The 25,965-nt window shown below is 46.8% G+C and carries 13 protein-coding genes, 3 tRNA genes and 6 rRNA genes; 17 read left to right on the forward strand and 5 right to left on the reverse strand.

Features of this window, described 5'->3' with window-relative positions:
* The first annotated feature begins 95 nt into the window (after positions 1-95).
* The 13 genes from OCV19_RS00290 to OCV19_RS00350 all read left to right on the forward strand — a co-directional run bounded on the left by OCV19_RS00290 (position 96) and on the right by OCV19_RS00350 (position 15,392).
* A complete protein-coding gene (locus OCV19_RS00290) occupies positions 96-1,091 on the forward strand; it encodes a hypothetical protein (RefSeq protein ID WP_065677111.1) in 996 nt (331 codons plus the stop codon).
* Between the two features lie 98 nt (positions 1,092-1,189).
* A complete protein-coding gene (ubiD, locus tag OCV19_RS00295) occupies positions 1,190-3,031 on the forward strand; it encodes a 4-hydroxy-3-polyprenylbenzoate decarboxylase (protein WP_065677112.1) in 1,842 nt (613 codons plus the stop codon).
* The gene (locus OCV19_RS00300; RefSeq protein WP_008224727.1) at positions 3,028-3,297 is read left to right on the forward strand and encodes a 2Fe-2S iron-sulfur cluster-binding protein; all 270 of its coding nucleotides are present in this window, start codon (positions 3,028-3,030) and stop codon (positions 3,295-3,297) included. Before ubiD ends, OCV19_RS00300 begins: the two co-directional genes overlap by 4 nt.
* Before the next feature lie 20 nt (positions 3,298-3,317).
* Positions 3,318-4,031 carry an NAD(P)H-flavin reductase gene (fre, locus tag OCV19_RS00305; RefSeq protein ID WP_065677113.1) on the forward strand — a complete coding sequence of 238 codons (714 nt, stop codon included), beginning with the start codon at positions 3,318-3,320 and terminating at the stop codon, positions 4,029-4,031.
* A gap of 566 nt (positions 4,032-4,597) precedes the next feature.
* A 16S ribosomal RNA gene (locus OCV19_RS00310) occupies positions 4,598-6,150 on the forward strand.
* Between the two features lie 403 nt (positions 6,151-6,553).
* Positions 6,554-9,442, forward strand: a 23S ribosomal RNA gene (locus OCV19_RS00315).
* Between the two features lie 133 nt (positions 9,443-9,575).
* Positions 9,576-9,691 (forward strand): 5S ribosomal RNA (gene rrf, locus OCV19_RS00320).
* 394 nt (positions 9,692-10,085) lie between these two features.
* Positions 10,086-11,634: ribosomal RNA gene (locus tag OCV19_RS00325) — 16S ribosomal RNA — on the forward strand.
* Between the two features lie 67 nt (positions 11,635-11,701).
* A tRNA-Ile gene (locus OCV19_RS00330) sits at positions 11,702-11,778 on the forward strand.
* Between the two features lie 14 nt (positions 11,779-11,792).
* Positions 11,793-11,868: transfer RNA gene (locus OCV19_RS00335), tRNA-Ala, on the forward strand.
* 300 nt (positions 11,869-12,168) lie between these two features.
* Positions 12,169-15,060, forward strand: a 23S ribosomal RNA gene (locus OCV19_RS00340).
* Positions 15,061-15,156: 96 nt separating this feature from the next.
* Positions 15,157-15,272 (forward strand): 5S ribosomal RNA (rrf, locus tag OCV19_RS00345).
* The 16S, 23S and 5S rRNA genes sit together here with 3 tRNA genes alongside, the layout of an rRNA operon.
* A gap of 43 nt (positions 15,273-15,315) precedes the next feature.
* A tRNA-Asp gene (locus OCV19_RS00350) sits at positions 15,316-15,392 on the forward strand.
* 859 nt (positions 15,393-16,251) lie between these two features.
* Here the strand turns inward: OCV19_RS00350 and OCV19_RS00355 are convergent.
* From OCV19_RS00355 to hemC, 4 genes are read right to left on the reverse strand one after another with little or no spacing between them, the layout of a single operon-like run.
* Positions 16,252-17,433 (reverse strand): heme biosynthesis protein HemY, encoded by a 1,182-nt coding sequence (locus OCV19_RS00355; RefSeq protein ID WP_065675898.1) that lies wholly within the window; start codon positions 17,431-17,433, stop codon positions 16,252-16,254.
* Positions 17,433-18,659: a uroporphyrinogen-III C-methyltransferase gene (locus OCV19_RS00360; protein ID WP_065675899.1), complete on the reverse strand. Its 1,227-nt coding sequence runs from the start codon at positions 18,657-18,659 to the stop codon at positions 17,433-17,435. Before OCV19_RS00360 ends, OCV19_RS00355 begins: the two co-directional genes overlap by 1 nt.
* A 19-nt stretch (positions 18,660-18,678) precedes the next feature.
* Positions 18,679-19,407, reverse strand: coding sequence for a uroporphyrinogen-III synthase (locus OCV19_RS00365; protein WP_065675900.1), 729 nt, complete (start codon positions 19,405-19,407; stop codon positions 18,679-18,681).
* A gap of 2 nt (positions 19,408-19,409) precedes the next feature.
* Positions 19,410-20,348 (reverse strand): hydroxymethylbilane synthase, encoded by a 939-nt coding sequence (gene hemC / locus OCV19_RS00370; RefSeq protein WP_065675901.1) that lies wholly within the window; start codon positions 20,346-20,348, stop codon positions 19,410-19,412.
* A 344-nt stretch (positions 20,349-20,692) separates the two neighbouring features.
* Here hemC and OCV19_RS00375 point away from each other — a divergent pair, with 344 nt between their 5' ends.
* A complete protein-coding gene (locus OCV19_RS00375; protein ID WP_065675902.1) occupies positions 20,693-23,221 on the forward strand; it encodes a class I adenylate cyclase in 2,529 nt (842 codons plus the stop codon).
* Positions 23,222-23,292: 71 nt separating this feature from the next.
* Here OCV19_RS00375 and cyaY read toward each other — a convergent pair whose 3' ends face one another.
* Positions 23,293-23,607, reverse strand: coding sequence for an iron donor protein CyaY (gene cyaY / locus OCV19_RS00380; RefSeq protein ID WP_048658898.1), 315 nt, complete (start codon positions 23,605-23,607; stop codon positions 23,293-23,295).
* A gap of 75 nt (positions 23,608-23,682) precedes the next feature.
* On the opposite strand from cyaY, the gene lptM reads away from it, so the two are divergent.
* The 3 genes from lptM to dapF are packed head-to-tail and all read left to right on the forward strand — an operon-like array spanning position 23,683 to position 25,937.
* Positions 23,683-23,799 carry an LPS translocon maturation chaperone LptM gene (lptM, locus tag OCV19_RS25075; protein WP_017068592.1) on the forward strand — a complete coding sequence of 39 codons (117 nt, stop codon included), beginning with the start codon at positions 23,683-23,685 and terminating at the stop codon, positions 23,797-23,799.
* 42 nt (positions 23,800-23,841) lie between these two features.
* Positions 23,842-25,095, forward strand: a complete 1,254-nt coding sequence (gene lysA, locus OCV19_RS00390) for a diaminopimelate decarboxylase (protein WP_065675903.1) — start codon at positions 23,842-23,844, stop codon at positions 25,093-25,095.
* An 11-nt stretch (positions 25,096-25,106) separates the two neighbouring features.
* Positions 25,107-25,937, forward strand: a complete 831-nt coding sequence (gene dapF / locus OCV19_RS00395; protein ID WP_017061013.1) for a diaminopimelate epimerase — start codon at positions 25,107-25,109, stop codon at positions 25,935-25,937.
* The last annotated feature ends 28 nt before the right edge of the window (positions 25,938-25,965 follow it).

A 25,965-nucleotide genomic window follows, 5' to 3' on the forward strand; every position in this document is an offset into this window, starting at 1 on the left:
ATTATTTAATAAGCGCTGCCCTCGGGTGGCGCTTTTTATTTGCATTTTGTAGCGCCAGCTTGCAGAATGAGTAAAAGTGTTACAAGGAAGTTAAAATGCAACATGGACTGTTGTCATCATTACTCCTGTCTACTTCACTGTTATTTTCACCGGTTGGTATGAGCTATGCCACCGAGATGTCTCCACTTACAGTAGAGTCTTGGCTTGAGAATGATCAAGTAAAACTGAAAACTGCTGAACTACTCGAGCTTGTCGTACGTGACGAAGTCAATTCGCTACGCTTTGCGCTTGAGCGCCTGACATTTCCCCAGCAAGAGGTGGCTCGTTACCAACTCTTGAAGAAGCTTGAACAGCAAAAAATCGTACTCACACCCAAGATGTCTATCTTCATCGAGCAGCAACTTGCTATCACGCCCACTTATCAAGTCTTAGAGCGTGGCGATGGCTATGAGTTTACGGTGCCTGCCTTTAATTACCCTTCAATTGCTAATCGCCTTATTAAACAATGGCGTCAAGATCAGAAGACACTGGTATTTGTGCTAGATGCAGAGAAACAGGAACTCGACCTAAAAGAGTGGTTATCTGGATCTGAACATCAAGTTCAAACGCGAGAAGCGTTGCTCATTAGAGAGCTAGACAGTTTGTCTCCTGAAGCGGTTGATTATCTGACTAAGCAACTCACCGCATCTTCTATTGTTAGCTGGTTACCTTCTACTGAGGTGGTGGTTCGATTAGCGCAAGTGAGCGAAGACCCAGAGGTATACAAAATCCTATGGCGAATGAAGGCCGATTATCATAGCCAAGCTGAGCTAGTTCGCCTTGCTGAAACCAAACAAGCATTCGCACTTGAACAAGTAATGGCTGCGACTAAGAACCCGCGTTTGAAAGATGAAGCGATTACTTTGCTTACCAAAGTTAACCCGTTATCAGAAGAGGTGAAGCTGTTCCTTGTCTCTAGGATGGCGATTGCTGATGAAGCACCATTAGTCGCGCGTGAACTCGCCAAACAAGGTCATACGCGATGGTTGCAAGATCTCGTCAATGATAACCCTCAGGTGAAGAGCTCTTTGATCGAGCAAGCATTACCGTAAAGTGGATTTTGCCTCTCAATAACCACACTAAAAAGGGGGATCTCAGCGTCACCCTTTTTGATATACTGAGCGCAGAATAATCAGCATGTAGAAGTCCTATGAGTTTTAAAGATTTACGTGATTTTATCGACCATCTTGAAAGTATTGGTCAGTTGAAACGCATTTCTCACCCAGTCGATCCAGACTACGAAATGACCGAGATTAGCGACCGTACTCTACGTGCTGGTGGCCCGGCTCTTTTGTTTGAAAATCCAGTAGGCTATGACATGCCCGTTTTGACCAATCTATTTGGTACACCTAATCGGGTTGCTATTGGTATGGGGCGTCAAGAAGTCAAAGAACTGCGTGAAGTGGGCAAGTTGCTTGCTTACCTAAAAGAACCTGAGCCACCAAAAGGTTTTAAAGACGCTCTTGATAAACTGCCTGTATTTAAGCAAGTCTTAAACATGCCGGCTAAACGCCTTCGCAAAGCGGCTTGCCAACAAGTGGTATGGCAAGGCGATGACGTCGACCTAGATAAAATTCCCGTGATGAGCTGTTGGGCTGACGATGTCGCACCATTGCTAACATGGGGTTTAACGGTTACTCGTGGTCCAAACAAGAAACGCCAAAACTTAGGCATCTATCGTCAGCAGAAGATCGGTAAGAATAAAATCATCATGCGTTGGTTAGCCCACCGTGGTGGAGCGCTGGATCTGCGTGATTGGATGGAAACCAACCCAGGGAAACCATTCCCAGTATCGGTAGCGTTTGGTGCTGATCCTGCCACCATTCTTGGTGCGGTTACGCCAGTGCCGGATAGTTTATCTGAGTACGCGTTTGCAGGCTTACTACGTGGTAGTAAAACTGAAGTCGTTAAATCAATCAGCAACGACTTAGAAGTTCCTGCAAGTGCAGAAATCGTGATGGAAGGTTACATCGACCCGAATGAATTCGCAGATGAAGGGCCTTACGGAGATCATACTGGTTACTACAACGAGAAAGAAAAGCACCATGTGTTTACTATTACTCATGTAACCATGCGCGAGAACCCTATCTATCACAGCACCTATACTGGCCGTCCACCTGATGAGCCAGCGGTATTGGGTGTTGCGCTAAATGAAGTGTTTGTGCCTATTCTTCAAAAGCAGTTCCCAGAGATTGAAGATTTCTATCTACCGCCTGAAGGTTGTTCGTACCGAATGGCAGTAGTGACCATGAAGAAGCAATACCCAGGTCACGCTAAGCGAGTGATGATGGGTGTATGGTCTTTCTTACGCCAATTCATGTACACCAAATTTGTATTGGTGTGTGATGAAGATGTGAATGCACGTGATTGGTCTCAAGTAACCGCAGCGATGTGCGAACATATGGATCCGTCACGCGATAGCCTGATGATAGAGAACACGCCGATCGATTCATTGGATTTTGCCTCACCTGTGGTTGGGTTGGGTTCTAAGATGGGTCTAGATATCACTAAGAAGTGGGACGCAGAGTTAGCGTTATCACCAGATGTCCAAACAGCACCTGTAAATAGTGAACATATAGAAGGTAGCTTGGCTGAGTTAACCAAGGTTCATCCTGAAATTATTGATATTCATTTGCAAAACGACAATGCCAGCATGGTTGTGGTGTCTATTGAAAAGCAAGCTGCCGGTAATGGTAAGAAAATCATGGAAGCGGTTTGGTCTCAATTTGATGAGAACAAGTTTGTTATCGTGTGTGACGGTGATGTCAACGTGAGTGATTGGAATGACATCATTTGGGCTGTAACGACCAGAATGGATCCGGCGAGAGATACGTTATTCCTGCAGAACGAAACTGGACACTCAAAAATGGGCCTCGATGCGACCAATAAGTGGGAAGGTGAATGCCTGCGTGAGTGGGGTGTACCAATCACAAAAGATCCTGATGTTGTGAAAAAGATTGATAGCATCTGGGAACAGCTAGGAATTTCATGAGCTACCAAGTAGTCTTATACCCAGAAAACATCAGTTTCACAGTAGAAAAAGGGCAAACGGTCTTGGATGCTGCGCTCAACAGCGATATCTATTTCCCAAACCGTTGCCAAGTTGGCGCATGCGCAATGTGTATGTGCAAAAAATTAGAAGGGCAAGTGAGTTACCACCTTGAACCCATGCTCACAGAGAAAGAGCAGCAACAGGGCTGGATTTTTGCTTGCCAAGCATTTGCAGAAAGTAATTTAGTTCTAACCTTTGCCGATTAAGGGTTAGTAAGAGGAAGAACATGACTATTAAATGTAAAGTGAAGTCTATCGAGCCTTTGGCTTGTAATACTTACCAAATCCTACTTCACCCAGAAACACCGGTCGCTTTTAAAGCGGGCCAGTACCTAATGGTTGAAATGGGCGAGAAAGATAAGCGCCCATTCTCTATCGCAAGTAGCCCTTGCCGCCACGAAGGTGAGCTTGAGCTGCACATTGGTGCTGCCGAGCACAACGCTTACGCACTAGAAGTGGTTGAAGCGATGAAGAAGGCACAAGCTGAAGATGGCGATATTGCGATTGATGCTCCACACGGAGATGCTTGGATCAAAGAAGAAAGCGATCGCCCTCTATTACTTATTGCTGGTGGTACTGGCTTCAGCTACGTGCGTTCTATTCTTGATCACTGCATCGCGCAAAATAGCTCGAAAGAGATCTACCTATACTGGGGCGCAAAAGATGAGTGCCAGCTGTATGCGAAAGAAGAGCTGGTTGGCATTGCAGAAAAGCATAGCAATGTGCACTTTGTACCGGTAGTAGAAGAAGCACCGGAAATTTGGCACGGCCAAACAGGTAATGTGCTTGAGGCTATCACGCAAAGTTTCGAATCATTAGCTGATTTCGATATCTATATTGCGGGTCGTTTTGAAATGGCTGGCGCTGCAAGAGACCTATTTACTCAGAATAAAGAAGCAAAGCGTGACCATATGTACGCTGATGCTTACGCATTTATCTAACAATACCCTTAGGTTTTGAGCAAAAAGAGAGCAGAAATGCTCTCTTTTTTACGTTTAGGTGAACTATTAGGCAGTTAACCCCTATTTATTCATTTTTTATGAAAAAGTAGTTGCTAAGCTGAGAGGGTTCCCTATAATGCGACACCACTGAGACGGCAGACGCCACAAGGCTTCAGCAAGAATCAGTAAGACGGAAAGCGACAAAAAATTAATTTTCAAAAAGTGTTTGACACTGAATGTTAATTCGCTAGAATGGCCGTCCACTTCGAGAGGCTCCCTACTTAAAAGGAACGCTCAAGAAGTTAAGCTCTTTAACAATTTAAACCTATCAATCTGTGTGGGCACTCGTTGATGAATATCAAAACGTTTTATCGTTAGATAAAACAGATTCTTCGGAATCAAAATTGATTTCAATGAACTGAGTGACCAATACGTTTAACTACTTGTAGTTATTCGGCACAGTCAATTCATTACCATTCTGTTGGAATGGTAATAGCTTTAGAATTACATGTTTACTTCGGTAAATATTAGTTTTGAAGTCAGTATTCGTTGAGTCACAAAATCTTAAATTGAAGAGTTTGATCATGGCTCAGATTGAACGCTGGCGGCAGGCCTAACACATGCAAGTCGAGCGGAAACGACACTAACAATCCTTCGGGTGCGTTAATGGGCGTCGAGCGGCGGACGGGTGAGTAATGCCTAGGAAATTGCCTTGATGTGGGGGATAACCATTGGAAACGATGGCTAATACCGCATAATGCCTACGGGCCAAAGAGGGGGACCTTCGGGCCTCTCGCGTCAAGATATGCCTAGGTGGGATTAGCTAGTTGGTGAGGTAATGGCTCACCAAGGCGACGATCCTAGCTGGTCTGAGAGGATGATCAGCCACACTGGAACTGAGACACGGTCCAGACTCCTACGGGAGGCAGCAGTGGGGAATATTGCACAATGGGCGAAAGCCTGATGCAGCCATGCCGCGTGTATGAAGAAGGCCTTCGGGTTGTAAAGTACTTTCAGTTGTGAGGAAGGGGGTAGCGTTAATAGCGCTATCTCTTGACGTTAGCAACAGAAGAAGCACCGGCTAACTCCGTGCCAGCAGCCGCGGTAATACGGAGGGTGCGAGCGTTAATCGGAATTACTGGGCGTAAAGCGCATGCAGGTGGTTCATTAAGTCAGATGTGAAAGCCCGGGGCTCAACCTCGGAACTGCATTTGAAACTGGTGAACTAGAGTACTGTAGAGGGGGGTAGAATTTCAGGTGTAGCGGTGAAATGCGTAGAGATCTGAAGGAATACCAGTGGCGAAGGCGGCCCCCTGGACAGATACTGACACTCAGATGCGAAAGCGTGGGGAGCAAACAGGATTAGATACCCTGGTAGTCCACGCCGTAAACGATGTCTACTTGGAGGTTGTGGCCTTGAGCCGTGGCTTTCGGAGCTAACGCGTTAAGTAGACCGCCTGGGGAGTACGGTCGCAAGATTAAAACTCAAATGAATTGACGGGGGCCCGCACAAGCGGTGGAGCATGTGGTTTAATTCGATGCAACGCGAAGAACCTTACCTACTCTTGACATCCAGAGAAGCCAGCGGAGACGCAGGTGTGCCTTCGGGAGCTCTGAGACAGGTGCTGCATGGCTGTCGTCAGCTCGTGTTGTGAAATGTTGGGTTAAGTCCCGCAACGAGCGCAACCCTTATCCTTGTTTGCCAGCGAGTAATGTCGGGAACTCCAGGAGACTGCCGGTGATAAACCGGAGGAAGGTGGGGACGACGTCAAGTCATCATGGCCCTTACGAGTAGGGCTACACACGTGCTACAATGGCGCATACAGAGGGCAGCAAGCTAGCGATAGTGAGCGAATCCCAAAAAGTGCGTCGTAGTCCGGATTGGAGTCTGCAACTCGACTCCATGAAGTCGGAATCGCTAGTAATCGTGAATCAGAATGTCACGGTGAATACGTTCCCGGGCCTTGTACACACCGCCCGTCACACCATGGGAGTGGGCTGCAAAAGAAGTGGGTAGTTTAACCTTTCGGGGAGGACGCTCACCACTTTGTGGTTCATGACTGGGGTGAAGTCGTAACAAGGTAGCCCTAGGGGAACCTGGGGCTGGATCACCTCCTTATACGAAGATATGCACGATGAGTACCCACACAGATTGATGGTTTAGATTTAGTTAAAGCCAGAGCTTTAATTAATAACGTAAGTTATTGATTAAAGCTTTTTGCTTTATGCTCTTTAACAATTTGGAAAGCTGACTGATTGATTACTTACGAGTAATTCAATCAAATTTAAAAGTTCTCAATGTTTATCTGCTCTTATTTAATAAGAACGGTATAAACACAACAAACACATTCAAGTGTCTTGTATTCGAATCAATGTTTACATTGATTCACAATTGAGTCCGGCAAACAGTCATTGAGAATTAACCCTTCTTAATGACAACCAAAAACCTTGGTTAGTTGCCATACGCTTATTTGTCTTCACTTTTTAAAGTGAAAGCAAATAGAAACCCTTTCGGGTTGTATGGTTAAGTGACTAAGCGTACACGGTGGATGCCTTGGCAGTCAGAGGCGATGAAAGGCGTAATAACTTGCGATAAGCCCAGATTAGGTAGTAATAACCTTTTGAGTCTGGGATTCCTGAATGGGGAAACCCACTTACATAAGTAAGTATCCTGTTGTGAATACATAGCAACAGGAGGCAAACCGGGGGAACTGAAACATCTAAGTACCCCGAGGAAGAGAAATCAACCGAGATTCCGAAAGTAGCGGCGAGCGAAATTGGATTAGCCCTTAAGCTTTTAATGAGACAGATGAAGGCTCTGGAAAGTGCCGCAATAAAGGGTGATAGCCCCGTAATCGACATCTCATCATCAGTGAAAACGAGTAGGGCGGGACACGTGATATCCTGTCTGAATATGGGGGGACCATCCTCCAAGGCTAAATACTACTGACTGACCGATAGTGAACCAGTACCGTGAGGGAAAGGCGAAAAGAACCCCTGTGAGGGGAGTGAAATAGAACCTGAAACCGTGTACGTACAAGCAGTAGGAGCACCTTCGTGGTGTGACTGCGTACCTTTTGTATAATGGGTCAGCGACTTAATTTTAGTAGCAAGGTTAACCGTTTAGGGGAGCCGTAGGGAAACCGAGTCTTAACTGGGCGTACAGTTGCTAGGATTAGACCCGAAACCAGGTGATCTAGCCATGGGCAGGTTGAAGGTTGAGTAACATCAACTGGAGGACCGAACCGACTAATGTTGAAAAATTAGCGGATGACTTGTGGCTAGGGGTGAAAGGCCAATCAAACCTGGAGATAGCTGGTTCTCCCCGAAAGCTATTTAGGTAGCGCCTCGGACGAATACTACTGGGGGTAGAGCACTGTTAAGGCTAGGGGGTCATCCCGACTTACCAACCCTTTGCAAACTCCGAATACCAGTAAGTACTATCCGGGAGACACACGGCGGGTGCTAACGTCCGTCGTGGAGAGGGAAACAACCCAGACCGCCAGCTAAGGTCCCAAAGTATAGCTAAGTGGGAAACGATGTGGGAAGGCTCAGACAGCCAGGATGTTGGCTTAGAAGCAGCCATCATTTAAAGAAAGCGTAATAGCTCACTGGTCGAGTCGGCCTGCGCGGAAGATGTAACGGGGCTAAGCTATACACCGAAGCTGCGGCTACGTACCTTAGGGTATGTGGGGTAGGGGAGCGTTCTGTAAGCCGTTGAAGGTGGTCTGTAAGGGCTGCTGGAGGTATCAGAAGTGCGAATGCTGACATGAGTAACGATAAGGGAGTGAAAACTCCCTCGCCGGAAGACCAAGGGTTCCTGTCCAACGTTAATCGGGGCAGGGTAAGTCGACTCTAAGGCGAGGCCGAAAGGCGTAGTCGATGGGAAACAGGTTAATATTCCTGTACTTCTTACAATTGCGATGGGGGGACGGAGAAGGCTAGGTGGGCCTGGCGACGGTTGTCCAGGTTCAAGTACGTAGGCGGGTGGTTTAGGTAAATCCGGACCGCTACTAACGCTGAGATGCGATGTCGAGCTACTACGGTAGTGAAGTCATTGATGCCATGCTTCCAGGAAAAGCCTCTAAGCTTCAGATTGTAAGGAATCGTACCCCAAACCGACACAGGTGGTCGGGTAGAGAATACCAAGGCGCTTGAGAGAACTCGGGTGAAGGAACTAGGCAAAATGGTACCGTAACTTCGGGAGAAGGTACGCTCTTATCAGTGAAGTCCCTTGCGGATGGAGCAGACGAGAGTCGCAGATACCAGGTGGCTGCAACTGTTTATTAAAAACACAGCACTGTGCAAAATCGTAAGATGACGTATACGGTGTGACGCCTGCCCGGTGCCGGAAGGTTAATTGATGGGGTTAGACTTCGGTCGAAGCTCTTGATCGAAGCCCGGTAAACGGCGGCCGTAACTATAACGGTCCTAAGGTAGCGAAATTCCTTGTCGGGTAAGTTCCGACCTGCACGAATGGCGTAATGATGGCCACGCTGTCTCCACCCGAGACTCAGTGAAATTGAAATCGCTGTGAAGATGCAGTGTACCCGCGGCTAGACGGAAAGACCCCGTGAACCTTTACTACAGCTTGGCACTGAACATTGAACCTACATGTGTAGGATAGGTGGGAGACTTTGAAACCGCGTCGCTAGATGTGGTGGAGTCGTCCTTGAAATACCACCCTTGTAGTTTTGATGTTCTAACGTTGGTCCCTGAATCGGGATTACGGACAGTGCCTGGTGGGTAGTTTGACTGGGGCGGTCTCCTCCCAAAGAGTAACGGAGGAGCACGAAGGTGGGCTAAACACGGTTGGACATCGTGTGGTTAGTGCAATGGCATAAGCCCGCTTGACTGCGAGAATGACAATTCGAGCAGGTGCGAAAGCAGGTCATAGTGATCCGGTGGTTCTGAATGGAAGGGCCATCGCTCAACGGATAAAAGGTACTCCGGGGATAACAGGCTGATACCGCCCAAGAGTTCATATCGACGGCGGTGTTTGGCACCTCGATGTCGGCTCATCACATCCTGGGGCTGAAGTCGGTCCCAAGGGTATGGCTGTTCGCCATTTAAAGTGGTACGCGAGCTGGGTTTAGAACGTCGTGAGACAGTTCGGTCCCTATCTGCCGTGGGCGTTGGAAAATTGAAAGGGCTGCTCCTAGTACGAGAGGACCGGAGTGGACGAACCTCTGGTGTTCGGGTTGTCATGCCAATGGCATTGCCCGGTAGCTAAGTTCGGAATCGATAACCGCTGAAAGCATCTAAGCGGGAAGCGAGCCTTGAGATGAGTTTTCCCTGGCGCTATAAGCGTCCTAAAGGGTTGTCGTAGACTACGACGTTGATAGGCAGGGTGTGTAAGTGCTGCGAGGCATTGAGCTAACCTGTACTAATTGCCCGTGAGGCTTAACCATACAACACCCAAGGGGTTTTGTGGACTCAAAGAAAGACCAGACCTTGAATGAGTTTGAAGAGAGACTTTTAAATCAGTTTTCCAGATTATTTTGCCTTCAGTTTTTAAAAAACTGAAAGTAAAAGCAAAATTTGCTTGGCGACCATAGCATTGTGGACCCACCTGATTCCATGCCGAACTCAGAAGTGAAACACAATAGCGCCGATGGTAGTGTGGGGCTTCCCCATGTGAGAGTAGGACATCGCCAGGCTTTAATTTCGACTTTGTCTATTAAATAGACAAGTCACCATAGAGTTCTAAGTTTTCTTAGTATTTTATGTTGACTTTCAAAGTAGAAAGCGTATTATACGCGTCCTGCTTGAGTGCTAAGGCACTGAAAGCAAAGCTCTTTAACAATTTAAACCTATCAATCTGTGTGGGCACTCGTTGATGAATATCAAAACGTTTTATCGTTAGATAAAACAGATTCTTCGGAATCAAAATTGATTTCAATGAACTGAGTGACCAATACGTTTAACTACTTGTAGTTATTCGGCACAGTCAATTCATTACCATTCTGTTGGAATGGTAATAGCTTTAGAATTACATGTTTACTTCGGTAAATATTAGTTTTGAAGTCAGTATTCGTTGAGTCACAAAATCTTAAATTGAAGAGTTTGATCATGGCTCAGATTGAACGCTGGCGGCAGGCCTAACACATGCAAGTCGAGCGGAAACGACACTAACAATCCTTCGGGTGCGTTAATGGGCGTCGAGCGGCGGACGGGTGAGTAATGCCTAGGAAATTGCCTTGATGTGGGGGATAACCATTGGAAACGATGGCTAATACCGCATAATGCCTACGGGCCAAAGAGGGGGACCTTCGGGCCTCTCGCGTCAAGATATGCCTAGGTGGGATTAGCTAGTTGGTGAGGTAATGGCTCACCAAGGCGACGATCCTAGCTGGTCTGAGAGGATGATCAGCCACACTGGAACTGAGACACGGTCCAGACTCCTACGGGAGGCAGCAGTGGGGAATATTGCACAATGGGCGAAAGCCTGATGCAGCCATGCCGCGTGTATGAAGAAGGCCTTCGGGTTGTAAAGTACTTTCAGTTGTGAGGAAGGGGGTAACGTTAATAGCGTTATCTCTTGACGTTAGCAACAGAAGAAGCACCGGCTAACTCCGTGCCAGCAGCCGCGGTAATACGGAGGGTGCGAGCGTTAATCGGAATTACTGGGCGTAAAGCGCATGCAGGTGGTTCATTAAGTCAGATGTGAAAGCCCGGGGCTCAACCTCGGAACTGCATTTGAAACTGGTGAACTAGAGTACTGTAGAGGGGGGTAGAATTTCAGGTGTAGCGGTGAAATGCGTAGAGATCTGAAGGAATACCAGTGGCGAAGGCGGCCCCCTGGACAGATACTGACACTCAGATGCGAAAGCGTGGGGAGCAAACAGGATTAGATACCCTGGTAGTCCACGCCGTAAACGATGTCTACTTGGAGGTTGTGGCCTTGAGCCGTGGCTTTCGGAGCTAACGCGTTAAGTAGACCGCCTGGGGAGTACGGTCGCAAGATTAAAACTCAAATGAATTGACGGGGGCCCGCACAAGCGGTGGAGCATGTGGTTTAATTCGATGCAACGCGAAGAACCTTACCTACTCTTGACATCCAGAGAAGCCAGCGGAGACGCAGGTGTGCCTTCGGGAACTCTGAGACAGGTGCTGCATGGCTGTCGTCAGCTCGTGTTGTGAAATGTTGGGTTAAGTCCCGCAACGAGCGCAACCCTTATCCTTGTTTGCCAGCGAGTAATGTCGGGAACTCCAGGAGACTGCCGGTGATAAACCGGAGGAAGGTGGGGACGACGTCAAGTCATCATGGCCCTTACGAGTAGGGCTACACGTGCTACAATGGCGCATACAGAGGGCAGCAAGCTAGCGATAGTGAGCGAATCCCAAAAGTGCGTCGTAGTCCGGATTGAGTCTGCAACTCGACTCCATGAAGTCGGAATCGCTAGTAATCGTGAATCAGAATGTCACGGTGAATACGTTCCCGGGCCTTGTACACACCGCCCGTCACACCATGGGAGTGGGCTGCAAAAGAAGTGGGTAGTTTAACCTTTCGGGGAGGACGCTCACCACTTTGTGGTTCATGACTGGGGTGAAGTCGTAACAAGGTAGCCCTAGGGGAACCTGGGGCTGGATCACCTCCTTATACGAAGATATGCACGATGAGTACCCACACAGATTGATTAGGTTTAGAAAAGTTAAGAGACGATATTGGGTCTGTAGCTCAGCTGGTTAGAGCGCTCGCCTGATAAGCGGGAGGTCGGTGGTTCAAGTCCACTCAGACCCACCAATATCGACCTAGATGGGGCTATAGCTCAGCTGGGAGAGCGCCTGCCTTGCACGCAGGAGGTCTGCGGTTCGATCCCGCATAGCTCCACCATCTTTAAGTATTCTCTTAAGAGAGTCTTTAAAAATGGTTCATTTTATTGAATCAAGCTCTTTAACAATTTGGAAAGCTGACTGATTGATTACTCACGAGTAATTCAATCAAATTTAAAAGTTCTCAATGTTTATCTTTCATTAGATAAACACAACAAACACATTCAAGTGTCTTGTATTCGATTCAAACTTGTTTGAATCACAATTGAGTCCGGCAAACAGTTATCAGGAATTAACCCTTCTTGATGACAACCAAAAACCTTGGTTAGTTGCCATACGCTAAGACCCTTTCGGGTTGTATGGTTAAGTGACTAAGCGTACACGGTGGATGCCTTGGCAGTCAGAGGCGATGAAAGGCGTAATAACTTGCGATAAGCCCAGATTAGGTAGTAATAACCTTTTGAGTCTGGGATTCCTGAATGGGGAAACCCACTTACATAAGTAAGTATCCTGTTGTGAATACATAGCAGCAGGAGGCAAACCGGGGGAACTGAAACATCTAAGTACCCCGAGGAAGAGAAATCAACCGAGATTCCGAAAGTAGCGGCGAGCGAAATTGGATTAGCCCTTAAGCTTTTAATGAGACAGATGAAGGCTCTGGAAAGTGCCGCAATAAAGGGTGATAGCCCGTAATCGACATCTCATCATCAGTGAAAACGAGTAGGGCGGGACACGTGATATCCTGTCTGAATATGGGGGGACCATCCTCCAAGGCTAAATACTACTGACTGACCGATAGTGAACCAGTACCGTGAGGGAAAGGCGAAAAGAACCCCTGTGAGGGGAGTGAAATAGAACCTGAAACCGTGTACGTACAAGCAGTAGGAGCACCTTCGTGGTGTGACTGCGTACCTTTTGTATAATGGGTCAGCGACTTAATTTTAGTAGCAAGGTTAACCGTTTAGGGGAGCCGTAGGGAAACCGAGTCTTAACTGGGCGTACAGTTGCTAGGATTAGACCCGAAACCAGGTGATCTAGCCATGGGCAGGTTGAAGGTTGAGTAACATCAACTGGAGGACCGAACCGACTAATGTTGAAAAATTAGCGGATGACTTGTGGCTAGGGGTGAAAGGCCAATCAAACCTGGAGATAGCTGGTTCTCCCCGAAAGCTATTTAGGTAGCGCCTCGGACGAATACTACTGGGGGTAGAGCACTGTTAAGGCTAGGGGGTCATCCCGACTTACCAACCCTTTGCAAACTCCGAATACCAGTAAGTACTATCCGGGAGACACACGGCGGGTGCTAACGTCCGTCGTGGAGAGGGAAACAACCCAGACCGCCAGCTAAGGTCCCAAAGTATAGCTAAGTGGGAAACGATGTGGGAAGGCTCAGACAGCCAGGATGTTGGCTTAGAAGCAGCCATCATTTAAAGAAAGCGTAATAGCTCACTGGTCGAGTCGGCCTGCGCGGAAGATGTAACGGGGCTAAGCTATACACCGAAGCTGCGGCTACGTACCTTAGGGTATGTGGGGTAGGGGGAGCGTTCTGTAAGCCGTTGAAGGTGGTCTGTAAGGGCTGCTGGAGGTATCAGAAGTGCGAATGCTGACATGAGTAACGATAAAGGGAGTGAAAAACTCCCTCGCCGGAAGACCAAGGGTTCCTGTCCAACGTTAATCGGGGCAGGGTAAGTCGACTCCTAAGGCGAGGCCGAAAGGCGTAGTCGATGGGAAACGGGTTAATATTCCCGTACTTCTTACAATTGCGATGGGGGGACGGAGAAGGCTAGGTGGGCCTGGCGACGGTTGTCCAGGTTCAAGTATGTAGGCGGAAAGTTTAGGTAAATCCGGACTTTCTTAACGCTGAGATACGATGTCGAGCTACTACGGTAGTGAAGTCATTGATGCCATGCTTCCAGGAAAAGCCTCTAAGCTTCAGATTGTAAGGAATCGTACCCCAAACCGACACAGGTGGTCGGGTAGAGAATACCAAGGCGCTTGAGAGAACTCGGGTGAAGGAACTAGGCAAAATGGTACCGTAACTTCGGGAGAAGGTACGCTCTTATCAGTGAAGTCCCTTGCGGATGGAGCAGACGAGAGTCGCAGATACCAGGTGGCTGCAACTGTTTATTAAAAACACAGCACTGTGCAAAATCGTAAGATGACGTATACGGTGTGACGCCTGCCCGGTGCCGGAAGGTTAATTGATGGGGTTAGTCTTCGGACGAAGCTCTTGATCGAAGCCCCGGTAAACGGCGGCCGTAACTATAACGGTCCTAAGGTAGCGAAATTCCTTGTCGGGTAAGTTCCGACCTGCACGAATGGCGTAATGATGGCCACGCTGTCTCCACCCGAGACTCAGTGAAATTGAAATCGCTGTGAAGATGCAGTGTACCCGCGGCTAGACGGAAAGACCCCGTGAACCTTTACTACAGCTTGGCACTGAACATTGAACCTACATGTGTAGGATAGGTGGGAGACTTTGAAACCGCGTCGCTAGATGTGGTGGAGTCGTCCTTGAAATACCACCCTTGTAGTTTTGATGTTCTAACGTTGGTCCCTGAATCGGGATTACGGACAGTGCCTGGTGGGTAGTTTGACTGGGGCGGTCTCCTCCCAAAGAGTAACGGAGGAGCACGAAGGTGGGCTAAACACGGTTGGACATCGTGTGGTTAGTGCAATGGCATAAGCCCGCTTGACTGCGAGAATGACAATTCGAGCAGGTGCGAAAGCAGGTCATAGTGATCCGGTGGTTCTGAATGGAAGGGCCATCGCTCAACGGATAAAAGGTACTCCGGGGATAACAGGCTGATACCGCCCAAGAGTTCATATCGACGGCGGTGTTTGGCACCTCGATGTCGGCTCATCACATCCTGGGGCTGAAGTCGGTCCCAAGGGTATGGCTGTTCGCCATTTAAAGTGGTACGCGAGCTGGGTTTAGAACGTCGTGAGACAGTTCGGTCCCTATCTGCCGTGGGCGTTGGAAAATTGAAAGGGCTGCTCCTAGTACGAGAGGACCGGAGTGGACGAACCTCTGGTGTTCGGGTTGTCATGCCAATGGCATTGCCCGGTAGCTAAGTTCGGAATCGATAACCGCTGAAAGCATCTAAGCGGGAAGCGAGCCTTGAGATGAGTTTTCCCTGGCACTATAAGTGTCCTAAAGGGTTGTCGTAGACTACGACGTTGATAGGCAGGGTGTGTAAGTGCTGCGAGGCATTGAGCTAACCTGTACTAATTGCCCGTGAGGCTTAACCATACAACACCCAAGGGGTTTTGTGGACTCAAAGACAGACCTTGAATGAGTTTGAAGAGAAATAACTTTTAAATACAGTTTTCCGAATTTTAAAATTTGCTTGGCGACCATAGCATTGTGGACCCACCTGATTCCATGCCGAACTCAGAAGTGAAACACAATAGCGCCGATGGTAGTGTGGGGCTTCCCCATGTGAGAGTAGGACATCGCCAGGCTTTAAATTTGAACACTTGTCAGCGACGACAAGTATTCCACTGCGGAGTGGTAGTTCAGTTGGTTAGAATACCGGCCTGTCACGCCGGGGGTCGCGGGTTCGAGTCCCGTCCACTCCGCCACTTATTAGAAAAGCCCTGCTAGAAATAGCAGGGCTTTTTTACATTTGAAGAAAAGTGTTTTGCTTACAGGTTATATGGGTGCTGTAAAGACACTGAACCCCTGCACTTCACGCTATTCCATTAGAAAGCCTAGTCTGACGACTAGGCTTTCGTCGTTTACGGCGTATGTGTTTAGTATTCGTCTTCGAGTTTTGTAGAAGCGTTCTCCGTTCGTTGATCTCGAACTCTGATATTCCGACATTTATTATCAAGCTCTGCTCTCTCTAACAGCGCTTGATTACGTAAGTTTATATTTGTGGCTATTGATTCGATGATTAACTTTTCCAGAGCGTCTCAGAGAGGTTTACTTCCTACTAATTTGACCCGGCTGATAAAGATGCCTCGTTTTTAGTAATAAGATTTTGTTGGTTTGAAAACACTTGTTCCCTTCTACTTCAAAGAAGTGACTAACAGAGCAGCTACGAGGAGCTTCCCTGTTTTAGCGTTTATAGTTGGAATATTAATAGCTAATTCAGTGTGATTTAAAGTGGCTATCTGTCGGCGGGTAAATATCTTTCAACGTCTTCTCTCAAGGTGATCTCCATTTACTCTTGAGCTTCTAGATGTCACTTTTCTCTATGGATCTTCCTGAGTCTCTTCTCTGGGGTTGTTTATAAGAATGGTAAAACTACGTACAGACACAATTAAAGTCGTTCTTCGTGTGTTTGAGAAGCTCAGTTGAGCAATTTCATGGTTAGTTGGTATTGGGCTGGTAAGAGTTTTTAGCTTGGTTTATAGCTATTGTAGAAGTTATCTAGGGGTAAATAGCAGATACAAAAAAGCCGATGCTAGACATCGGCTTCGTTTGAGTCGCTTTGAATTAAGCGGGCTGAACTAGAGCGAGCGCTTTACGAGAAACCTCGTGAGCTGCTTTCGTTAAGTTTTGCTTCTCTAGTGCGTCAGATAGGTATCCGTAATCTGAAATATTTGATCGAAGTGCTAGGGCTTTCTCAAAGTGGCTTTGCGCTTCCGCCCACTTCTGCTCTCTTAGGTAGAACTGAGCCAGCGCGCTGTGTGCTTCGGCATTACCACTGTCTTTACTGATAGCACGCTCTAGCATGACCACTACTGGGTGGTGATCGGCTAAGTTCAGCTCTGGAAGCAACATGTAGAGCTCATTTGAACCATTCTTTGCAATGTTCTCTTTGATCACTGTGAAGGCTTCTGAGTCAGCTTTACGAGCGATCAGTTGCTTCACAAAGCAGGAAACAAGGTGAGAGCTTTGTTTCTGCTTTCTTGAAAGCTTGTTCCAATGGCTGATTAAACCTTCGCTACCTTGTTGTTGAGCTACATCATGAAGTAATCCACATTGTGCTTTCTGTTCTAATTCACGTTGTTCATCAGCTGTTAGAAGCTTGTTCTTAACTAATTTAGGCGTTAACTCTAGCAAAGGCTGCCATAACTTCAGTTGCAAGTAAGTGGCTTTTAACAGGCCAAGCACAGCAGTGTTATTAGGGTATGTGCCTTTTAGGGTAGAAAGTGTATCGAATGCAGCTTCGTAGTTTGACTCGCTGATTTGCTGTTTAGCTTTAGTTAGCTCTACCGCCAGTAGAGAGTCGTCCTGTTGGCTAGCAAGCTCGATGTACTTATCACGCTCACTTGTATTACCTTGTTCGTGTGCCGCTTGAGAAGCGACTAAATAACAAAGTAGAGGCATGTCGTGATGGTTAGCCCAACGAGTTACTTTCTTCTCAGCGCCTTTCCAGTCACCTTCAAGTAGCTTGATAATGCCTTCATTGGTATAACGACGAGAGCGTTTCAGCTTACGAACACTGAACCAGTTCCAAGTTGTCGAGCTTGCGTACATAAGCTTTTTAAATAGGTACTCTAAGCCGAATAGAGCCGCTAGAAGAGCAATGACAAAGATAACCAGTGTAGTTACGCTCATCTCAATGGTCTTATTCGCAATTGAGATCAGAACGTAGCCTTGTTGACCAGAGAACTGAGTTCCAACAATTAACCCAGCACCTAGAACGAGAAAAAGAAAAATCCAACGAATCATTATTTTTCCTCCGTGGTCATAACGGTGACTTCACGACGTAGGCGCTCACGTATTACATCTGACAACTCATTTTGAGACTCAAGCTTTACAGGGTATTTCACAGAGATATTCTGTTCACTTAGCTGTTTAATCGCTTTCTCAAATTCAATCACTGAGTTGTTATCCTGGTTTAGATACGCTTTCGACCATTCGCTCGCGGTATTAAGAGCTGCGCTATAGAGTTCACCTTGTTCTTTGTAGACGGCGCGAATCGCGGTTTCTAATTTACCTTTGATGTTTTCACGCAGGTAGAAGTGCTGTTCTGGTGATAGTAGAGGGATAACTTCGCCATCACGACTACGGAAGGTAATGAAGTTTTCTGAGAAGTCTTTCATCGACGTCATCAGGTTGTTCTGCCAATCATTAATATCTTGCGATACCGCTTTTTTCTCAACAACCGCAGCTTCCGGAAGAATCGCATTGGCAAGCGGCAGTGTATCGACTTGCTGTTGCAGGCTTGTGATTCGCAGAACTAAGCCGTCACGGTCGATTAGAGGAATAGTGCGAAGCTTGGTAATGTCATTGGTCATTGATTGACGCAGTGATACTAAGCTCGGGTCATTCAGTGCTGCGATACGTTGATCGGCACTTTCCATTAACTTGGTTGCACTAACGGCATCATGCTCTAGGAACAGTTTACGTCCTGCTAGTTTCACAAGGTAATCGGCTTCGGCAAGTAACCAGTCATTCGGGCGGCGCCCTTTCACGTCAGCCACTGCTAACTGCAGGCTTTGAATGCTCTTCTGCTGTTGAGACTGTACGACTTGAGTTTTCTCCACCGCGTGTGACGCTTCTTGGATAGTCTCTTGCTTGATGGTTTGTAGGTCTTTATTTACTGCAGATTGGGTATTTTGCAGTTGCGCTTGAAGAGCAGCGATTTGAGCCGAGTATTCAGAGCTCTTTTGCTGCATTTGAAATGCGATACCGCCACTGAAGATAATTGAAATCGCGATCGCAATAGCGCCTAGTTTGACACCGCGCTTACCTTGCTTTTCTGCTTTCTCTATTTGCTCTTTATGCTCAGCTTGAGGCTGCTCATTTTTAGCGGTATTTGAAGCAGAGGCATCAAGCTTCTGTTCAGGTTGTTTTGTCTCTGTAGAGTCAGCTTTTTCGTTTTCAACAACTACTGGCTGAGTATCTTGTTTCTTTTCAGGTTCAATATGCTCATTATTTTTTTTGCTTGTCATGCTTATTTCCTGTTTCTAGCTAGGGCCGGAGAGCAGCCAGTAATATTTGGTTCGTAGCACTGTGAGTATTGGTCACATTCGAGAAGCCGAGTTGTTGTGCTCGTTCTACAATGCGCTGGCTTGGGACAAATAGATGTCTTGTTGAAAGCCAAGCCAAATACTCATCAGGGGTAATTGAGCAGAGATACTCCAATTGTTCCTGACTAGTGATGACAACTTTGGACGTTTTTTTGTTTATCCATGTTTGATAGGTATTGTGGTCGCTAATAGGAATATATTCTCTACGGTAGGTCTCACAATAAGAGACTTGTGCACCTCGATTGAGTAGAGAATCTCTAATGAGCTCACGCCCACCATTGCCACGTAGTATCAAAATGGACTTATTTTCTACGCCATTAAGTTCAGTAAGTTTAAGAAGATGTTCACTATCACTAACTTGAGGATAGTTTACTTTTTGTTTACAGACTTTGCTTAAAACGTGCGCAGTTTTTTGACCAACGCCAAGATAAAGCGGCGAAGTAGGCCAAGTGGATGAGGTTTTCGAAAGGATGTTTTGGGCAGCCGCCACGGCGTGGTGACTGACTGCAATAATGATATCGCTGTTATTAAGCTGGGTGCTTAAATCCGCAGAGTTGGGATTATCCACGATACGAATCAGCGGATGATGGATTGCTTGAACCCCTTCATCCGCTAGTTGTTGGCAAAGCGATTGTCCCTCTGAACCGGGACGAGTCACCAACACTGTCATGATTATTCTTGGTCAGCGTAGAGCTTGGTTAAGATTTCTCTCGCACCATCATCCAGCAATTGATTTGCCAGAGTCACGCCAAGTGCTTCTGCATCTTTGCGAGGGCCAGAGATCTCACCACGAACCATTTTAGAACCGTCCGGTTCACCAACTAATGCACGTAGCCAGATGTTTTCGCCATCTAATAATGAGTAGCTGCCGATAGGAACCTGACAGCCACCTTCTAGGGTAAGGTTCATTGCACGTTCGCACAGTACACGATCAGCCGTGTCTTTATGATTCAGTGGTTCAAGGAGTTTAATCAGACGCTCGTCATCAAGGCGACACTCAATACCAACAGCGCCTTGGCCAACAGCAGGGAGAGACTGCTCTGGTTTGATGAAGCTACGAATACGCTCTTCTAGCTCTAGACGTTTAAGACCTGCAGCAGCCAGTACGATCGCATCGTATTGACCATCATCGAGTTTACCTAGACGAGTACCAACGTTGCCGCGCAGCTCTTTGATGATGAGGTCAGGGCGGTATTCTAACAGTTGGCATTGGCGACGCAGACTGCACGTACCCACGACAGCACCTTGTGGGAGTTCGTCGATGTTGTTGTAAGTGTTTGATACGAAAGCGTCACGCGGATCTTCGCGCTCACAAATTGTTACCAGACCTAGACCTTCAGGGAAGTCGACAGGTACATCTTTCATTGAGTGAACGGCTAGGTCAGCACGACCTTCTAGCATTGCTACTTCAAGTTCTTTAACGAACAGTCCTTTACCACCCACTTTAGCAAGCGGAGTGTCTAGGATGATGTCACCTTTGGTCACCATAGTTACCAACTCAACCTCTAAACCAGGGTGAGCAGCTTGCAGTGCATCCCTTACAAAGTATGCCTGCCAAAGGGCAAGAGGGCTTTTTCTGGTCGCGATACGGATTGGTGCTGAATTTGTCATGGTGTTTCCGATATAGGTTCTGTAATAGCCTAATCCTACCATTATGAGGCGAGAATTCTTACTGTTTGATCATTCCATACTTTGATAGCTGAGAGATTTTCATGAGTTCACCAAAATAGTGTGATTGGTATCTCATTTGAAACATGGGCTATTATTAGAAATAGTCAATAAAGAGGACACTACGGCGCCGTGAGTTTAACTTTCTGTCATCAAGGAATTGACCAGTATGACGGGTTCCTTTGCTTTACCATTAAGGGTAAAAGTGTTAAATTGATCACGTTTTGTTGCTCCTTTCGTTCAGTAACTAAACAGAACTGCACTTAACCTCAAACCAAGGACTTACCTTGCAGGCTTACACTCAAACTTTGATTCAACGATTAGACAATCTAAATCAGCAGCGCATTGATCGTGCGTTGGCGTTGATGAATGTGCAAGGCCAGCGAGTATTCAACCTTATTCCCGCACTGCTTCACTTCAATCACCCGATGATGCCTGGTTATTATGACCAACAAGTTCCTTTTGGAATTCGTAGCTTCACGCTTAATGAATTCCAAAAGCAATTTGCCTCTGATACCGAATTAACGCTGGGTGGCAAACTCACCGAAGCTGATGAACCTGCAATCCTTGGCTTGTACACCATGGGTAGTACTTCTTCTATTGGTCAAAGCACTTCAAGTGATCTTGATATCTGGGTGTGTGTTTCCCCGGATATGGATGGCGCATCTCGCGATAGCCTAACCAACAAGTGTCTCTTGATTACTGATTGGGCTGAAACCTTAGGGGTTGAAGCGAACTTCTTCTTGATGGATGAAGAGCGTTTCCGTTCGAACCATTCAGAAGAGATGACAGGCGATAACTGTGGTTCTTCACAGCATTTATTACTGCTTGATGAGTTCTATCGCTCTGCGGTTCGTTTAGCTGGTCAGCGTTTGTTGTGGCAAATCATTCCGCCAGAAATGGAAGAGTGTTACGACGAGTATGTTCAAGGCTTGTGTCAGGATGGTTATCTTGATTGCTCGCAGTGGATCGATTTCGGCAAGCTGAATCGTATTCCCGCTGAAGAGTACTTTGGTTCAAACCTTTGGCAGCTCTATAAGAGTATCGACTCACCGTATAAATCGGTTTTGAAGGCGATCCTGTTAGAGGCCTATTCGTGGGAATACCCAAACACCCAACTGCTGAGTATTGATACCAAGCGCCGCTTCTTTGCGGATGAACCGGATCTGTATGGCATGGATAGCTACTATCTGATGCTTGAAAAGGTAACGCGCTATCTAGAACGCATTAACGACCACACTCGATTGGACTTGGTAAGACGCTGTTTTTATCTTAAGACCCACGAGAAGTTGTCACGAGATGCGGGCATTGGTTCTGTTGCGTGGCGTCGTGAAGCCTTGACTGAGATGACTAAGTCTTGGAATTGGGGACATGAAACCATTGCTGAGCTCGATAACCGCCGTAACTGGAAGGTTGAGCAGGTTAAAGTGGTGCACCATGCACTGCTTGATGCCTTGATGCTGAGCTACCGTAATCTGATTCAATTTGCGCGTCGTAACGACATCACTTCGGCAATCAGCCCACAAGATATCAGCATCTTGGCACGTAAGCTTTACGCTGCGTTTGAGGTATTGCCAGGTAAAGTGACACTGCTGAACCCACAAATCTCTCCGGATCTGCATGAACCAGATTTGAGCTTCATCGAAGTTCGTCAGGGTCAGTCGAATAAAGCGGGGTGGTATTTGTATAAGCAGCCACTGGTTGCACACCGCATTCTTGGCCAGCCTTCTCTTGAACACCATGAGTACTTGAGTAAGTTGGTTGCTTGGTCATTCTTTAATGGCTTGATTACAGAATCGACGCGTTTGCACTCTGTGGTTCGTGATGCTCACATTGATATCGATAAGTTCTATCAAATGGTGAGCGACCTGCGTAATACGTTTTCTTTGCGTAAGCGTCGCCCAAGTATGCAAGCACTGGCGAGCCCGTGTGAGATAAGCCAGCTAGCGATGTTCATCAACTTTGAAAATGACCCGACGTCTGAATTAAGTGGTCGTGCATTAAAAGTGGACCTCAAGAACGCCGATATCTTCAGCTTTGGTGAAGAAGGTAAGAGCTTAGTCGGCAGTGTCGACTTAGTTTATCGTAACTCTTGGCATGAAGTACGTACGCTGCATTTCCAAGGTGATACGGCAATGCTGGATGCGCTGAAGACGGTACTTGGCAAAATGCACCAAGATGCGCTGCCACCAGAGTCGGTTGATGTGTTCTGTTACAGCAAAAACCTGCGTGGTGTGATGCGTAACATGGTGTATCAACTGCTTGCTGAGTGTATCGATTTACGATTGAAACCGATTGAACCCGAGAAGCGCCGCCGCTTTAAGGCTATTCGTTTAGCTAATAAGATGTTTGGTCTGTTCTTCGAACGTCGTGGTGTGTCGGTACAGATGTTGGAAAACTCGGTCGATTTCTACCGTAGCATCTCAACCAATAAGCTCAAAGGCTCACCTTTACTGATGCTCGATAAAGAGCAAGAGTATCAGCTACCAGAAGTGGTGGATGGTTTTGCGAGTGAGGGCTTGATTCAGTTCTTTTTCGAAGATACCGACAAAGGCTTCAATATTTATGTATTGGACGAGTCGAACCAAGTTGAGGTCTACCACCAGTACAGCGGTGAAAAAGATGAGATGATCGCGAGCGTGAATTCTTTCTACACATCGGTAAAAGATGAGTCGAAGATGTCGTCTAAGTTGATTAACTTTAACCTACCTCAGTACTACCAAATCGTTCATCCTGAAGAAGGCAATTCTTACGTTGTGCCTTATCGTAACGATGCAATTTTAGCTTCTCGGAGCTCAAAGATAGTCAACATCTAGTCTTACTAAGCCTGATTGATATTAAAAAAGGAGTGATTGATTCACTCCTTTTTAGTTTTGCTTACAAATGATTAGACCCAATCGATCTCTTCACCTGCGTGCTTCACGCATTCTTCTTTAACCATCTCAAACAGCTCCATGCCCGTCTTTGAACATGTCCACTTGTCGTCAACTAGCTTGAAGTGAAAGCCACCAGATTTAGACGCTAACCAGATTTCTTTCATTGGTTCTTGGCGGTTAATGATGATTTGGCTGCGGTTCTCAAACTCCAGCGTCATCACGTTACCAGTCACTTCGTAATCAATATCTGCCTCTGATTCATCGATAGCTTCTTCGATGTTTTGCATCTGTATATCGACCAGCTGATGAAATTCAGTCTCGTTCATCCTTTCTATCCTATTGCTTTTCCTGAGTGTGGTGCGATTATAGGGGGCATTGAGTTAATAATCACGATATGCAAAATGAAAAAATTAATTACTGCTCTATTTATGATGTCCGTTATTGGACTTTCTGGTTGTGGTCAAACGGGTCCTTTGTACGATCCTGATGAAGTTCAGCAAACCGAACAATCACAATAAGTGAAAACACGCAGAAATCGTTATTTATAAGGGATAAGAACTTTGGATTACTTCAACTATCAGGAAGATGGCCAGCTTTGGGCTGAGGACGTCGCACTTTCACAACTAGCAGAGCAATATGGTACACCGCTGTATGTATATTCTCGTGCAACATTAGAACGCCACTGGAATGCGTTTGATTCATCGGTTGGTGAGCATCCGCACTTGGTGTGCTATGCCGTTAAAGCTAACTCAAACCTTGGCGTGTTGAATACTTTGGCTCGTTTGGGCTCTGGCTTCGACATCGTTTCTGGCGGTGAACTAGAGCGTGTGATTGCTGCCGGTGGCGATCCAGCAAAAGTTGTATTCTCTGGTGTCGGTAAAACAGCCGCTGAAATGAAGCGTGCGCTTGAGTTGAACATTAAGTGTTTCAACGTAGAGTCTGAGCCAGAACTAGAGCGACTTAATAAAGTAGCTGGTGAGCTTGGTGTTAAAGCGCCGATTTCACTGCGTATCAACCCAGATGTTGATGCCAACACTCACCCTTATATCTCTACTGGTCTGCGTGATAACAAGTTTGGTATTGCTTTCGACCGTGCTCCTGCCGTTTATGAGTTTGCAAAAACACTCGATAACTTGTCTATCCATGGTATTGATTGCCACATTGGTTCTCAACTAACGGATATCGAACCTTTCATCGATGCAACCGATCGCCTGCTTGCGCTGATCGACCAGTTACGTGCTAACGGTATCAACATCAAACACCTTGATGTCGGTGGCGGTTTGGGTGTGGTTTATCGTGATGAATTACCACCACAGCCTTCTGACTACGCGAAAGCCTTATTGGCTCGCCTAGACAATCATTCTGATCTAGAGCTTATTTTTGAGCCTGGAAGAGCGATTGCTGCTAACGCTGGTGTATTATTAACGAAAGTCGAGTTCCTCAAGCCAACTGAGCACAAGAACTTTGCCATCATTGATGCAGCAATGAACGACCTAATGCGCCCAGCACTCTACCAAGCTTGGCAGGATATTGTTCCTGTGAGCCCTCGTCAGGGTGAAGCCGTGACTTACGATTTGGTCGGCCCAATTTGTGAGACAGGCGATTTCCTAGGTAAAGATCGTGACCTTGTGCTTGAAGAAGGTGATCTGCTAGCAGTTCGTTCAGCGGGTGCTTATGGCTTCGCTATGTCATCTAACTACAACACTCGTTCGCGTGCGGCTGAAGTGATGGTGGATGGCGATAAAACTCATTTGGTTCGTCAGCGTGAAGAGCTTACGAGTCTGTGGGAACTTGAAAACATTCTTCCGGAGTAATTTTAAGCGTTATGCACTTCCACTTTTCTAAAATGCATGGTTTGGGCAATGATTTCATGGTCGTGGACTGCATTACTCAAAATATTTTCTTTTCTCCAGATTTGATCCGTCGTTTGGCGGATCGTCACACTGGCGTGGGCTTTGATCAGCTACTTGTGGTTGAGGCTCCCTATGATCCAGAAACTGATTTCCATTACCGCATATTCAATGCGGATGGCAGTGAAGTGGAGCAGTGTGGCAATGGTGCGCGTTGTTTTGCACGATTCGTTCGCATGAAAGGCTTAACGAATAAGTACAGCATCAACGTGAGTACCAAGAAAGGTAAAATGGTTCTCAAGATTGAAGAGAATGATCTAATCACGGTGAACATGGGCATTCCTGAGTTCGAACCCGGCAAGATTCCATTCAAGGCCAAGCAGCCAGAGAAGACGTATATCCTAAGAACGGATGTACACACCTTGTTCTGTGGTGCGGTAAGCATGGGTAACCCACATGTGGTGACTGTGGTTGATGACGTCGACACGGCTGATGTGGACACCTTAGGCCCGCTACTTGAATCACACGAACGTTTTCCAGAGCGTGTTAATGCTGGCTTTATGCAGGTCGTTAACCGTGAAGAAGTTCGCTTGCGTGTTTACGAGCGCGGCGCGGGTGAAACTCAGGCATGTGGCAGCGGAGCGTGTGGCGCAGTTGCCGTTGGCATCACTCAAGGCTTACTGGCTGAGAATGTGAAGGTTCGTCTACCTGGCGGTGACTTACACATTAGCTGGCAAGGCCCGGGTAAACCTCTGTTTATGACAGGCCCTGCAACGCATGTGTTTGATGGTCAACTTTCTTGCTAATAACGACCCAAAACAAATAGATTCATAA

It is taken from the genome of Vibrio celticus (genome assembly GCF_024347335.1).
Taxonomy (GTDB): Bacteria; Pseudomonadota; Gammaproteobacteria; order Enterobacterales; family Vibrionaceae; genus Vibrio; species Vibrio celticus.